The sequence below is a fragment of the Stappia stellulata DSM 5886 genome (assembly GCF_000423705.1).
Taxonomy (GTDB): Bacteria; Pseudomonadota; Alphaproteobacteria; order Rhizobiales; family Stappiaceae; genus Stappia; species Stappia stellulata.
In genome coordinates this window covers 845422-858157 of sequence record NZ_KE384083.1, presented here as the reverse complement: position 1 = coordinate 858157, position 12736 = coordinate 845422, and the positions used below count along the sequence as shown (strand labels likewise).

The window sequence follows — 12736 nt, the reverse complement described above, 5'->3', positions numbered from 1 at the left end:
TGCTTCAATATCAGTTCCTTCCGCTCACGCATGGCTGCTTCATGTCTTTTCGTTCTTCGGCGCTTGTCGCGCAACGTCTTGTTCTCCTTGCGACGGTTTCCACGCTGTCGCTTGTCGGTGGCGGCATGTCCGCCGCCCTGTCCGCACCGGGGGCCGGAAATACCTCCTCCTTCGGTGAGGATGGCGAGAACGGCCGGCCCGGCGGCATCGTCTCCGGAACCGTCGACTTTCTGATCCAGGGCGGCGATGGCGGCGATGGCGGCGATGGAGATGGGGGGGCGCCGAGCGGTCAGCCGGGATCGGCGGGTGTGAACGGCGGCGGCGATGGCGGCGCGGGCGGCGACGAGGACTGGGGCGACGGCGGCGGCGGCGGCGGTGGCGGCGAGGGGGCACGGCTTGGAGGCGATCTTGAAATCACCGGTAGCGGCCGGATCCTCGGCGGTGCCGGCGGCGACGGTGGCAATGAGATCGGCAGCGGCGGCGACGGGGGCGATGCCCTGTCGGGGTCGGGCGGGCACACGCTGGTCAACAACGGCGAAGTGATTGGCGGCGACGGAGGCTCCGGCGGCATCACGCCCGTCTGGCTCAGCGGCGATGGCTGGAACGCCGGCAACGGTGTGACGGGCAATGGCCTTGTCATCGACAACGCCGGCCTGATCGCCGGCGGAACCGGGGGAAACGGCGGAGATTTCGACGACACCGGCAAGAGCGTCGGAGGATTTGGCGGTTTCGGCGGACATGGCATTGAAGGTGACGGTCTGACGATCACCAACTCGGGTTCCATCACCGGCGGCGACGGCGGCAACGGACGCGAGGGAGACGCGGGGGACGGCATTCGCGGGAGCGATCTTGTCATCAACAACGGCGGCCTGATATCGGGCGGTTCGGGCGGACGCGACCCGCTAACATCGAACGGCGGGCTTGACGGACGGGCCATTGCCTTCACCGGAGGAACCAATGTCCTGCGCCTCGGGTCGGACCAGGCCGGTATCGTCGGCATTGTCGACGGCACGGCATCGGGGAGCAATGACACGCTTGTTCTTGGCGGACCGCTCTCGGGCGGCGGTTCGGCTGCCGTCTTCGACGTTTCGAACATCGGCGCAGGCCAGCAGTTTCGCGGGTTCGAGGCCTTCCAGAAGGAGAGCGCATCGACCTGGGTGCTGACCGGCACGGGCGATCAGGACTGGCTGGTTGCCGATGGCACCCTCGTTGGAACCACGCTCAGCCTGCAAGGCGATCTCGATCTCGCCAGCGCCGGCTCGGGTGTCGTATTCTCCCAGGCGGGCGACGGAACCTACGCCGGCACGCTGAGCGGCGCCGGTTCTCTGGTCAAGGGTGGCAGCGGCACCGTGACGTTGACGGGAGCCAATACCCACACCGGCGGCACAACGGTCAATTCCGGCACATTGCGCCTCGGGGCGGCGGGGGCGCTGTCGGGCGGCGGCGCTCTCGTGGTCACCGGTGGAACGCTCGATCTCAATGACCACGGCGTGACGACGTCGTCCCTGTCGGGGACCGGGGGAACGGTGCAAATGGGTCCCGGAGGCATGTTCAGCGGCGCCGGGCTGACGGTCGATCAGGATGGTGATACGGTGTTTTCCGGCGCCCTGGCCGGCGGTGGCAGCCTGACCAAGCAAGGGTCGGGAAAGCTGGTGCTGACGGGGAGCAACAGCTATTCCGGCGGCACGGTGCTTCAAGACGGCATCCTGTCGGTAGTTTGGGATATCAACCTCGGCGATGTATCCGGCGGGCTCACCTTTGGCGGCGGCACGCTGGAGGTGCTTTCGAGCTTCACCACCGCCCGCAGCATCGATGCCGTGACCGGCATCGGAACGATCTCGGTCGTGGATGGCGCGGGATTGACCCTGACGGGGGACATCAATGTCGGCTCGTCCGGTATCCTCAGCAAGGCCGGCACCGGCGATCTTTGGCTCTCCGGCTCGGGCACCAAGCAGATCTCCTCCCTGTCGGTGGAAGCCGGACGGGTGGTTGTCGATGGCGCAGATCTCGATCCGTCATCCCTGTCCTACAGCGTCGGCGACAACCAGACGCAGGCAAGCGACGAGGCGACATTCGCCGTCGCCAATGGCGGGAGCGCCCGCCCGGGCTTCCTGCTCGTCGGCTCGGGGGCGGGGACCGGACGTGTCTGGGTCAACGGCGCGGGTTCGCTGATCGAAACGTCGTTTGCCGACGTCGGCATCGGCGCGGCGAGCAGCACGGGCCGGCTGACGATTTCCGGAAGCGGCGTGTTTCGGGCAACCGGCGCCGGCGGCGTCAGGCTCGGCAACGTGATGGGGGACGCGGCCGGCGTGTTGACCATCGGCGGCGAGGTTGCGGATCCAAGCGCTCCGGGCGGCGCCCTGGCCGCAGGGGCGCTTGATGCGTCGCGCGTTGCGTTTCGCTCCGCGCAGGCGCGCCTCGACTTCAACCACACGTCCACCGGTTATACGTTCGACACCGCGCTCGTCAGCGACAGCGCCGGTGCCGGCGCGATCAACCACTATGCCGGGGACACGTTGTTCACCGGCGACGGCTCAGGCTTTTCCGGAGTCACACGCATCCGCGGCGGGCGTTTCAGTGTGGGCGACAGCAGTGGAGCCGGCGTGCTCGGTGGGGATGTCCTGGTGGAGGCCGGCGGTCTGCTCGGTGGTTCGGGAACGCTGTCGGGGACGGTGAGCATCGCGTCGGGGGGCGTCCATGCGCCCGGGAATTCCATCGGCACGCAGACCGTCACCGGCGATTACACCAATTCGGGAACGCTGGCGATCGAAGCCACCCCGGTCGCTTCCGACAAGATCGTCGTCACCGGATCGGTCGATATCTCGGGAGCGACACTCGATCTCTCGCTGTCGCCGGCAACCGCATCGAGCTGGAGCCCGGTCAACGGTCCCTATGTCGTCATCGACAATGACGGCGCGGACGCGATTGTCGGGCGGTTTGGGGCGATCTCCGCCAATCTTGTTTTCCTCGATGTCTGGCTCGATTATTCCGGCGGCGATGGCAACGACCTGACCATGGAACTCGCGCGAAACGACGCCTCTTTCGTCGATGCCGCGCGAACCCGCAACCAGAAGGCGACCGCCGGGGCGATCGAGGCGCTGGGCAGTTCAAGCGTCTTGTGGCGGGCCATCGCATTGTCGCCGGACGATGCGACGGCACGCGCCGGTTTCGACAGCCTTTCGGGCGAAATCCATGCATCGACGCAGGGCGTGCTCGCTGCCGAAAGCCGGCACTTGCGCCGTGCGGTCGAGCGGCGCATCCGCGCTGCCTTCGATGCCACGGACCTTGCCGACGGGGTTGTCCTTTGGGCGGACGCCTACGGCGATTGGGGGCGCCGAGACAGCGATGGCAATGCCGCCGCTGTCGAACAATCGAGCGGCGGGCTGTTCGTCGGTGCGGATGCATGGCTTGGCGGTTGGCGTGTCGGCGCTCTGGCAGGCTACGGTCAGACCGGCGTCGACGCCCGTGCCCGTGCGTCCTCGGCCGAAACCGACGACATTCATGCCGGCGTGTATGCGGGAGCGGAGGTCGGTGCCGTTCGGCTCCGGGCTGGGGCCGGCTATACCTGGCACGATATCGACAGCACGCGCCAGGCATCTGCCACCGGATTTTCCGACGAATTGACGGCCAGTTACACTGCGGAAACCGCGCAGCTCTTCGGCGAGGTCGCGTACCGGTTCGAAACGCGGATGGGGCATGTCGAACCTTTCGCCGGCCTTGCCCAGGTCAGTCATCGCCGCAGCGGCTTCGCCGAGGAGGGCGGCGTGGCAGCCCTTTCGGCGGCGGCGCAGACCATGGATACGACCCTGACGACACTCGGACTGCGGTTCGACACCGCGCTCCCCGTCCGGTTCGCGCAGGCGCGGGCGCGGTTCGGGATCGCCTGGGAGCATGCCTTCGGCGATATCACTCCGCTGTCGGCACATGGCTTTGCCGGGGGAGGCGGCTTCGTCGTCGCCGGCACGCCGCTTGCGCGCGATCGCGCCGTCCTGGAGGCGGGGCTCGATCTTGCCCTCACGCCCCGGGCGCGTCTGGATGTGAGCTACCAGGGGCGATTCGATGGCGCGTCGCGCTCCCAGGGGGTGAACGGTGCCCTGCGGATCCGCTTCTAGGCGGTCATTTACGGGTGGCAGCAGGGGCGGCCGCGTCACCCCGCGTCGGTGATCTCCACGTCGACGCGGTCGGCATAGAACGCGACATGCCCCTTCAGGTCCGCGACGTCGTCGAAGGGGGCGTCGTAGCTCCAGGCGGCGTTGGCCGCCTCTCCGTTCGACACGCTGATGGTCCAGTAGGAGGCCGTGCCCTTGAAGGGGCAATAGGTGGTGTGATCGGAAGCGGCCAGCCTGTTCATGTCGATATCGTCGCGCGGCAGGTAGTGAACGTCCGGATAGCCGCTTTCGCGCAGGACCAGGCCGTGTCGGCTTTCGGCGACAGGTTGTCCGTAGAGGCTGACACGAACGAGGCGGGTGTTGGGGCGAAGGCTGATTGCATGGTTCGGATGCGTGGCAAACCCGGGCGCTCGATTGCTCATCTGATGTCCTTGCCTGAAAGGCGGCGTCAGTCGCCGGCCACGAAGTAATGCAGGGTCCCGTCCGGTCCGATGCCCAGCCGATAGAAGGTCCAGGTCCCGGTCAGGTTCATGTCCGCCATGTCGCCCGCGGTGACGAGCTGGAACAGCTCGACCCTTTGTTCCGGCGTGAGCCGGTCGAAGGGCGTGCGTGCGAAATAGGGCCAGATGTACATTTCCTGCGCGGTGCCGACATCGGCATGCACGTAGCCGGCTTCCAGGACTTCGGCCAGGATGGCCAGAATCTCGTAGCCGTCGTCATCGCCGGACGCGGCCTTGAGGTACTCGATCGGGTCGTCCATCTCGCCGAAGGTGAGAGTGGGCATCATCTCGTTGCCCTCCAGCACCATGCGCACCCGCTGCATGTCGCCCGAATGCGCCGCCTCCAGCAACTGGTCGCGCATGCGCGCCACCGGCTTCGGCAGGTCCGCATCGCCGTAATGCACGGTCGGAAGAATGACCTCCGGCGCGTCGGTTGCCCCGCTCGCCGCCGTCCCGGGCTCCGCCAGCGGCGTCGCTTCGTTCAGCTCGGCGTCGGGAACAAGGGGGGAGGACGGCGCGACGTCGCGCGGCGCGACCTGAATCCGTTCCGTCTGGACGCTTGTTGCCATCGCGGCCCCCGAAAGGAGGAGAAGCGGGAGGGTCATTCCGATCGCCAGTGTGCGCAAGCCAGTCATTGTCACCTCGGGTTTCAGTCGCACTGCGGTTTCGCGCGACCCTATAGCAAGCCGGCGCTAGGCGAAAACACAGCTTTGTGCGCGCCGCGCGCGAGCGCCGGGACAAACTGTGCCGCAGGCGTTGAGTGTGGCGTCGAGAATGAGATAAGCCTTGTGCGTCGGGCGGAAAGGGCCAGGGGCAAGCCTGCCGCCGATTCTGCGAAAAGTGGGCGCGCGTGTCTGTATCCGTCTTTTTTCTGATCGGGGTTGCGATCGGCGTTGCAACCAGCGCGCCCGTGGGACCCGTCAACGTCGCGGCGATCCAGCGGGCGTTTCGCTACGGCTTTCTGCCGGGGCTTGTCGCCGGTTCGGGTGCGGTGCTGGCGGACGGGATCTATGCGGGCTTTGCCGCCTTCGGCATCACTGCCGTCTCCGACTTCGTCGAGCGGCACAGCGGTCTGATCCAGATTGCCGGCGGCATGCTGGTGATCCTCTTCGGTGCGCGCGTGCTTGCCGCGCAACCGCATTTCACGGAGGACGACGGTCCGCCGACCGGGCTTTGGGCCGGCATGGTCACGGGCTTTGCCATCACCATTACCAATCCGGGCGTGGTGCTCGGCTTTCTTGCGATTTTCGGCAGTCTCGGGAAATGGGCGCCGGATCCGGGGAACTATGCCGGCGCGAGCGCCATGGTGGCAGGGGTCGTTGCCGGTGCCACCGGCTGGTGGGTGTTCATCTCCGCCGTCGTCTCGCGGCTGCGCACCCGCATGACCGAGCGCTGGCTGGTGGGGATCAACCGCGCGTCGGGCGGCTTGCTGATCCTCTTCGGCCTGGCGATTTTCGCCCATCTGCTGCTGGAAGGCTGACGGCGCGCGCCGCTGCGACGGTGCCGCGTCTCAATGAAGCGGCTTGAACAGCGTGTAGTCGCCACGACGCACGCGCGAGGGCAGGTCTTCCGCCATCTGCGCGACCGCTTCCTCGCCGAATGTTGTCACCAGATCCGCGAAGGCGGTGAAGAGCGCTGCATGCGAAACGGCGGCTGAATCGATCCCGCAAGCGGCAGCTTCGGCAAAGGCCTCGTCGATGTAGCCGAGCGCCATGCGGCGGATGTCCTGATCCGTGACCGCAATTTCTTCGACCTCGAACTCGCTTTCGCTCTGGTCCGTATCCCGCATGTCCGTCCGCCTTGGTCCGTGCTCATTGTGTTTGATGCGGACCATCTTTGCGTGAGTCGGGGGGTGAGCGTAAACAATTCCTTAACGAAACCGCTCAATTCCGCCATTTATGGTTAACGCGCAGCGGGTTTCACAGCCAGATCGGCGGGTCAAACGTTAACGGTTGTAGCGCGTGGTCACATTGCGGATCAGGGCGCCGCCCTCCTCGACGTAGCGGGTCAGGGCCGTTTCCGCCGCAGGCGTACACTGTCGGTAGACGGAGGAAAACCCCCGGTAGCCCTGATTGAAGCGTTCGATGAAGCGGCGCGAGCGCGCGTCGTCGCGCACTTCCGCCTCAAGCAGCGAGCGCATCTCGTCACGCCACAGCGTGCCATCCGCCGCGCCGCAAAGCGGGCGCAGGTAGTGGAGCGCCCCCAGGATCTCCGACAGCCGCATCAGGTCGGCTTCATAGGGGGGATCCTCCGGCCGCGTCTGTGCGAAGGCTGTGTCCTGGAAGGCGCCGCCGGTCACCATGGCAGCGGCTGCGGCTGCAAGCAGCATGGCGCGAAATCCGCGCGCAGGCGCACTGCGAACGGTCTTGCGGGGCACGGAAAGGGGTGTCAATTCGCACATCGCCGGAAAGATGCGCCGGGCGGGAGCGGTGTGCAAGAGGGGTTGGCGGAATTCGACGGAACACTGTCTTGCCCGGAGCCCCCCGGGGCGCATCAGCTGAAGAGCCGGCGAATGCGGTTCGCAGTGCCCGGCGTCATCGGCCGGGTGTCGAGATCGGACAGATCCACCCAGGCGGCATCCTGTGCGTCGTCACCGGCGGCCAGCCGGCCGCCCGGTGGTCGGAGGGCGAGGAACACAGCGATGCGAAAGTGCAGGGCCGGCAGACCGTCGCGCGCGGGACTGTCCACGTCGACCCATTCGACCGGCTCGGCCGGCAGTTCGGCGACGAGGCCGGTTTCCTCCAGAAGCTCGCGTTCGGCGGCGACGCGCGGGGTTTCTCCCGCCTCCACCCGTCCGCCGGGAAGGCTCCAGTGTCCGCAAAAGGGAGGTTTGCCGCGCTGGACCAGGAGGACCGACCGGTCGCGGCGGCACAGGATGCTGACCCCGAGCGGTCGGTCGGTCGGCTGTGCGTCTTTCGTGTCTGTCACGCGAAGAGGGCGTCGATGGAGGCCTGGGATTCGGCTTCCTGTTCGTCGGCCGGATCGAGATGGCCGTGGATGATCGCGCTGGCATTGGCGATCAGCGGCTTGATTTCCTCCACCGTTTCCATCGCGAGGATCGTTGCGAGGATATCGATGCCTTCCGGTGCCTCGCTTGCGGCGCGCAGCCGGCCCTGCTTTTCGCAGACCGCCGTGTCGAGCGTGGCGACCACATCGCGCAGCGCACGGCGAACCTTCGGCGGCGCGGCATAAAATGCCTCGATTGCGAGCCCCTTTTCCGTGAAGCCCGAGGCCTTGAAATGGTCTTCATAGCTCAGCGGATGCCAGGCGAGGACATCTTCCGCGCAATCCGGCATTGCCGGCAGCATTTCGAGCATCATTACCACTTCATTGAAATGGTTGAGATAGTCGGTCGCCAGGCCGGTGTGCGGATTGATATTCGCGGCGGCAAGCCTGTCGGTTGCCAAATGGCCTGTCCCAAGAACTGGTTGCGTCTCGCTCATCTGTCCGTCTCTTCGGATCTTTCACCTTGCAGTCTTACAGCCATCGGGTTTCGAATTGCCTAATCGTCAGAATGCGGTACCAAGACCTTCCGATGACCGTTCCGGTTCCGGCTTGAAACTCGACGTGAGGTTGCCACGCGATGTGCGGACGTTTTGCCCTTTCCGCCACTCCGCAGGAGGTGCAAGCCCTGTTCGCCTATGTGGACACGCCGAACTTCCCGCCGCGCTACAACATCGCTCCGACCCAGCCGGTCGCGACCGTACGTCAGGCGCATGGCGCGCGCCGGTTCGTGCTGGTGCGCTGGGGGCTTGTTCCGGGCTGGGTCAAGGATCCGGCGAGTTTCAGCCTGTTGATCAATGCGCGGGCGGAAACGGCAGCGGAAAAACCGTCCTTTCGCGCTGCAATGCGCCATCGACGCTGCCTGATCCCCGCCAGCGGCTTCTACGAATGGCAGCGGCCCGATGCCGGACCCAAGCAACCCTACTGGATCCGGCCCCGCGATGGCGGCATCGTCGCCTTTGCCGGCTTGTGGGAGGAATGGTGCGATCCCGACGGCGGCGAGATCGACACCGGAGCCATCCTGACCGTGGCGGCCAATTCCGCCATCGCGCCGATCCACAACCGCATGCCGGCCGTCATCGCGCCAGAGGATTTCGACATCTGGCTCGACGTTCAGAACACGCCCCTGAAGGAAGCCCGCGCACTGTTGCGCCCCGCGCCCGAAAGCCTGTTCGAGGCGCTGCCGGTGTCCACGCGCGTCAACAGTGCGCGCGAGGACGCGCCCGAGCTCCTCGAGCCGGTTGCGGTTGAAAGCGCTCCCGACAGGACTGGCGGGAGCGCCGAGGCGGTTTTACCGGCACCGCGCAAGAAGAAGACGCGTGCCGCGAAGGGGGCGCGGTCCGACGACGACCAGTTCGACCTCTTCTAGCTGCGCGTCCCCGGCTCCTACAGCACACGTCCCGGACTGAGCGTGGTGTTGGGATCGAAGGCGGCCTTGATGCGCCGCATCAAATCCATCTCGACGTCGCTCTTCACCTCGGCAAGCAGGTCCCGTTTCAGCCGACCGATGCCGTGCTCGGCGGAAATCGAGCCGCCGAAACGACCGACGACTTCATGCACCACTGCGTTCATCTCGTCCCAGCGGGCGATATAGGCAGCCTTGTCGGCGTCGACGGGCTGGCTGACGTTGAAGTGGATGTTGCCGTCGCCCATGTGGCCGAAGGGAACAGGACGGCAGCCGGGAACAAGCGCCTCCACCGCCGCGATCGCTTCGTCGAGGAACGCGGGAACGTCGGCGACAGGCACGGAGACATCGTGCTTGATCGATCCGCCTTCCTCGCGCTGCACCTCCGACAGGCCGTGTCGCAGGTGCCAGAAGTTCGCCGCCTGCTGACCGGAGTCCGCCAGCGCTGCATCCTCCACCAGGCCCGCTTCATAGGCGTCGCCGAGGATCGTCTCCATCAGCGCGCGCGTGGGCGAGGCGTCTTCCGCATCCTCCGTGCCGGCGGAGAGTTCCATCAGCACGTACCAGGGCGAGGGCGCCTGCAATGGATCGCGGGCGTTGGAAAGATGCCGCACCGCGAATTCGACGCCGATTCGCGGCATCAGTTCAAAGCCCGTAAGCATGGATCCGGCCCGTGCGCGGGCCCGGGAAAACAACGACAGCGCGTCCCCGGGCGAAGCAAGGCCGACAAATGCGACATCCTGCGCGCGCGGCCTGGGGAAAAGCTTGAGGACAGCGGCGGTGACGATGCCCAAAGTGCCTTCCGAACCGATAAATAATTGTTTCAGATCGTAACCGGTGTTGTCCTTTCGCAGGCTGCGCAGCCCGTCCAGAATGCGCCCGTCGGGTAGAACGACCTCCAGCCCGAGCACGAGATCGCGGGTGTTGCCATAGGCGAGCACCGCGGTGCCGCCGGCGTTTGTCGCGATGTTTCCGCCGATCTGGCACGAGCCCTGCGACCCGAGCGTGAGCGGGAACAGCCGGTCGGCCGTCTCCGCCGCATCATGGATCGCCTGAAGCGTGCAGCCGGCTTCGACGGTCATGGAAAAACCGTCGGCATCGACCGTGCGAACCTTGTTCAGGCGCGACAGGCTGAGGACGATTTCCGTGGCGGTTTCATTGGGAATCTGCCCGCCGACAAGGCCGGTGTTGCCGCCTTGCGGGACGATCTTCAAACCGTGTGCGTCAGCGTGCGCGAGGATCGCTGCGACCTCCTCGCGCGAGCCCGGCCGCAACACCATCGGCGTCTTTCCGACATAGAGGTCGCGCCATTCCCGCAGGTAGGGAGCGGTGTCTTCCGGTGTGCGCAAGGCATTGCGCTCGCCGACGATTTCAATGAGGCGGGAGAGGGGGGCGGTGTCATTCATGAGGGCGTTGGCCTGATCGTTTTTGAACCGGGAATGCGGCACGACGAATATCACATTTCGCCATCACGTCGACCGCGGAGGCACGGGCGTGGATGGCTTGAAGGCAGCAGGGGGCTGTGCCATACGAACGCGTCCCCGTCGCAGGTGGTTGCGCGGGGCGGGCCGGGTGTTCCGAGTGCGGAAAACGGCTCTGTAAGGTGGCGTGCAGGAGAGATGGCATGGCGGGTACACAAGGACTGATGGCTGGCAAGCGCGGGCTTATCATGGGCGTCGCGAACAATCGGTCCATCGCCTGGGGAATCGCCAAGGCACTCGCCGATTCGGGCGCGGAACTGGCTCTGACATTTCAGGGTGACGCATTGCGCAAGCGGGTCGAGCCGCTGGCCAAGGAGTTGGGCGCCATCGTCGCCGGCAATTGCGACGTAACCGACGAGGCCTCCATCGATGCCGTCTTCGATCACCTCGCCGAGACCTGGGGCAAGATCGACTTCATCGTTCACGCCATCGCCTTTTCCGACAAGGACGAACTTACCGGCCGCTACGTCGATACCAGCGCCGGCAATTTCGCCCGCACCATGCAGATCTCCTGCTACTCCTTCACCGCTGTCGCGCAGCGCGCGGAAAAGCTGATGACCGACGGCGGCTCAATGCTGACGCTGACCTACTATGGCGCGGAAAAGGTCATGCCGCACTACAACGTCATGGGTGTCGCCAAGGCCGCGCTCGAGGCGAGCGTGCGCTATCTCGCTGCCGATCTCGGCAAGGACGGCATCCGCGTGAACGCGATTTCAGCCGGCCCGATCAAGACGCTGGCCGCCTCCGGCATCGGTGACTTCCGGTATATTCTGAAGTGGAACGAGTACAACGCGCCGCTTCGCCGCACTGTCAGCATCGACGAGGTGGGCGATGCAGCCCTGTTCCTGCTGTCCGATCTCGGCCGCGGCATCACCGGCGAGATCCAGCACGTCGACAGCGGCTATCACATCGTCGGCATGAAGGCGGTCGATGCGCCGGATATTTCCGTCGTCAAGGACTGAGCGCGGCGGTGCTTGAGCGACGCGCCGCAAGATCCCTATTCCCGGGATTGACCCCCGATCAAACGCAGGACGTTTCATGTCGGACCTGAGCGGCGACACGGGCAGTGTCGCCCCGCCCCACCTGATATTCATTCGCCACGGCGAGACCGACTGGAATGCCGAAGGGCGCATGCAGGGTCACCGGGATATCGAACTCAACGACAAGGGGCGTGCGCAGGCCCGCCGCAACGGCAAGGCGCTGAAGGCGCATGTCGAGACGGCCGGGCTTGCGCTCGAGGACTTCCATTTTGCCGCCTCGCCGATGCTGCGCACGCTGGAGACGATGCGCATCGTCTGCGAGGAGCTCGGGCGTGGCCCGGGCGATTTCACCGTTGACGAGCGACTGCGCGAAATCACCTTCGGCACCTGGGAAGGCCATACGATCCCCGAACTGCGGGCGCATTCGCCGGAGCTCGTTGCCAGGCGCAAGGCCGACAAATGGGGATTTGTGCCGCCGGAGGGCGAGAGCTACAAGATGCTCGCCGGGCGCATCGAGGCATGGCTTGCAACGGTGACACAGCCCACCGTGGTGGTGTCGCATGGCGGTGTCATGCGCGTGGTGCGCGGCCGGCTGACGGGTGTAGCGGAAGCGGAGATTCCGTCGCTCGACACGCCGCAGGATGAATTCTTCGTCTGGAACGGGTCGCAACTCGACTGGGTCTGACCGTCGGTGGGCGCCGCGTCGTCATATGCGGCGGCGCCCCGTGACGCGTTTGTTCGCGGACTTGCGGCTCAGTCCAGGACCTGGACGTCCGTCAGGGTTTTCTGGTTGCCGTCCTCGTCGAAGAAGGCGAGGACCTTCAGTCCGGGTTTCAGGTCGTCGACGAAGAAATCAACCGGAATCTCGTAGCGGTTGCCGTCCGAGAGCTCCATTTTCGCATTGGCCGGGTCGATCTCGACGATCGTCGCCTCGATCTCGCCCGCAAGGGCGGTTCCAAGGGTCATGGCGATCGCGAGGCCGGCTGCGATGCCCTGCAAAACAAGACGTGTCATTTCCTTCTCCGTCGGATTGCGCGAAACGCGCAGCTTCCCATCTTCCCTCTTCTTTAAACCGGAAGTCTGTGGCGACGAAGCGGCAAATGCGAAGCCGGGCGATGATCATTGCGCGGCATCTCCGCGATCATCACATCTGTGTGTTCACGCGCGCGATTTGCAACCACGCGCCGTTTCCCCACGTAAGGACTATGGAGCCGTTGCGTAACGGTTCGGGAAAAACGGCTGGGGTGAACCGAGAGGA

Annotated in this window: 13 protein-coding genes; 5 read left to right on the top strand and 8 right to left on the bottom strand. The window is 65.7% G+C overall.

Features of this window, described 5'->3' with window-relative positions; all coding sequences use genetic code 11:
* Window positions 1-41 precede the first annotated feature (41 nt).
* The gene (locus G572_RS25120) at window positions 42-4112 is read left to right on the top strand and encodes an autotransporter domain-containing protein (RefSeq protein WP_156884769.1); all 4071 of its coding nucleotides are present in this window, start codon (window positions 42-44) and stop codon (window positions 4110-4112) included.
* Window positions 4113-4147: 35 nt separating this feature from the next.
* On the opposite strand, the gene G572_RS0121050 is transcribed toward G572_RS25120, so the two are convergent.
* Window positions 4148-4531, bottom strand: a complete 384-nt coding sequence (locus G572_RS0121050; RefSeq protein ID WP_029060149.1) for a DUF427 domain-containing protein — start codon at window positions 4529-4531, stop codon at window positions 4148-4150.
* 26 nt (window positions 4532-4557) lie between these two features.
* A complete protein-coding gene (locus G572_RS0121045) occupies window positions 4558-5244 on the bottom strand; it encodes a hypothetical protein (protein WP_037547817.1) in 687 nt (228 codons plus the stop codon).
* 215 nt (window positions 5245-5459) lie between these two features.
* Between G572_RS0121045 and G572_RS0121040 the strand changes: the two genes are divergently transcribed.
* Window positions 5460-6089, top strand: coding sequence for a LysE family translocator (locus G572_RS0121040; protein WP_029060147.1), 630 nt, complete (start codon window positions 5460-5462; stop codon window positions 6087-6089).
* Between the two features lie 30 nt (window positions 6090-6119).
* On the opposite strand, the gene G572_RS0121035 is transcribed toward G572_RS0121040, so the two are convergent.
* From G572_RS0121035 to G572_RS0121020, 4 genes are all read right to left on the bottom strand, one after another.
* On the bottom strand, window positions 6120-6398 hold the full coding sequence (locus G572_RS0121035) for a hypothetical protein (RefSeq protein ID WP_029060146.1): 279 nt from the start codon (window positions 6396-6398) through the stop codon (window positions 6120-6122).
* Between the two features lie 156 nt (window positions 6399-6554).
* The gene (locus G572_RS0121030) at window positions 6555-6938 is read right to left on the bottom strand and encodes a TIGR02301 family protein (RefSeq protein ID WP_051242985.1); all 384 of its coding nucleotides are present in this window, start codon (window positions 6936-6938) and stop codon (window positions 6555-6557) included.
* Between the two features lie 164 nt (window positions 6939-7102).
* A complete protein-coding gene (locus tag G572_RS0121025) occupies window positions 7103-7537 on the bottom strand; it encodes an NUDIX hydrolase (protein ID WP_029060144.1) in 435 nt (144 codons plus the stop codon).
* A complete protein-coding gene (locus G572_RS0121020) occupies window positions 7534-8052 on the bottom strand; it encodes a hypothetical protein (RefSeq protein ID WP_029060143.1) in 519 nt (172 codons plus the stop codon). The genes G572_RS0121025 and G572_RS0121020 overlap by 4 nt, the downstream gene beginning before the upstream one ends.
* 140 nt (window positions 8053-8192) lie before the next feature.
* Here G572_RS0121020 and G572_RS0121015 point away from each other — a divergent pair, with 140 nt between their 5' ends.
* Window positions 8193-8981, top strand: a complete 789-nt coding sequence (locus G572_RS0121015) for an SOS response-associated peptidase (protein WP_029060142.1) — start codon at window positions 8193-8195, stop codon at window positions 8979-8981.
* A gap of 17 nt (window positions 8982-8998) precedes the next feature.
* Here the strand turns inward: G572_RS0121015 and G572_RS0121010 are convergent, their stop codons facing one another.
* On the bottom strand, window positions 8999-10423 hold the full coding sequence (locus G572_RS0121010) for an FAD-binding oxidoreductase (protein ID WP_029060141.1): 1425 nt from the start codon (window positions 10421-10423) through the stop codon (window positions 8999-9001).
* A 218-nt stretch (window positions 10424-10641) separates the two neighbouring features.
* Between G572_RS0121010 and fabI the strand changes: the two genes are divergently transcribed.
* Together fabI and G572_RS0121000 are read left to right on the top strand one after the other, a co-directional pair.
* Window positions 10642-11460: an enoyl-ACP reductase FabI gene (gene fabI / locus G572_RS0121005; RefSeq protein WP_029060140.1), complete on the top strand. Its 819-nt coding sequence runs from the start codon at window positions 10642-10644 to the stop codon at window positions 11458-11460.
* A 76-nt stretch (window positions 11461-11536) separates the two neighbouring features.
* Window positions 11537-12163 carry a histidine phosphatase family protein gene (locus tag G572_RS0121000; RefSeq protein ID WP_037547550.1) on the top strand — a complete coding sequence of 209 codons (627 nt, stop codon included), beginning with the start codon at window positions 11537-11539 and terminating at the stop codon, window positions 12161-12163.
* Window positions 12164-12231: 68 nt separating this feature from the next.
* Here the strand turns inward: G572_RS0121000 and G572_RS0120995 are convergent, their stop codons facing one another.
* Window positions 12232-12492, bottom strand: coding sequence for a DUF1344 domain-containing protein (locus G572_RS0120995; protein WP_208979169.1), 261 nt, complete (start codon window positions 12490-12492; stop codon window positions 12232-12234).
* Window positions 12493-12736: the final 244 nt, after the last annotated feature.

Excerpts from the sequence above, each read along its gene's own strand:
- G572_RS0121020 (WP_029060143.1), bottom strand. The coding sequence starts at position 8,052 with ATGAGCGAGACGCAACCAGTTCTTGGGACAGGCCATTTGGCAACCGAC.
- G572_RS25120 (WP_156884769.1), top strand. The coding sequence starts at position 42 with ATGTCTTTTCGTTCTTCGGCGCTTGTCGCGCAACGTCTTGTTCTCCTT.
- G572_RS0121035 (WP_029060146.1), bottom strand. The coding sequence starts at position 6,398 with ATGCGGGATACGGACCAGAGCGAAAGCGAGTTCGAGGTCGAAGAAATT.
- G572_RS0121050 (WP_029060149.1), bottom strand. The coding sequence starts at position 4,531 with ATGAGCAATCGAGCGCCCGGGTTTGCCACGCATCCGAACCATGCAATC.
- fabI (WP_029060140.1), top strand. The coding sequence starts at position 10,642 with ATGGCGGGTACACAAGGACTGATGGCTGGCAAGCGCGGGCTTATCATG.
- G572_RS0120995 (WP_208979169.1), bottom strand. The coding sequence starts at position 12,492 with ATGACACGTCTTGTTTTGCAGGGCATCGCAGCCGGCCTCGCGATCGCC.
- G572_RS0121015 (WP_029060142.1), top strand. The coding sequence starts at position 8,193 with ATGTGCGGACGTTTTGCCCTTTCCGCCACTCCGCAGGAGGTGCAAGCC.
- G572_RS0121010 (WP_029060141.1), bottom strand. The coding sequence starts at position 10,423 with ATGAATGACACCGCCCCCCTCTCCCGCCTCATTGAAATCGTCGGCGAG.
- G572_RS0121030 (WP_051242985.1), bottom strand. The coding sequence starts at position 6,938 with ATGCTGCTTGCAGCCGCAGCCGCTGCCATGGTGACCGGCGGCGCCTTC.
- G572_RS0121000 (WP_037547550.1), top strand. The coding sequence starts at position 11,537 with ATGTCGGACCTGAGCGGCGACACGGGCAGTGTCGCCCCGCCCCACCTG.
- G572_RS0121045 (WP_037547817.1), bottom strand. The coding sequence starts at position 5,244 with ATGACTGGCTTGCGCACACTGGCGATCGGAATGACCCTCCCGCTTCTC.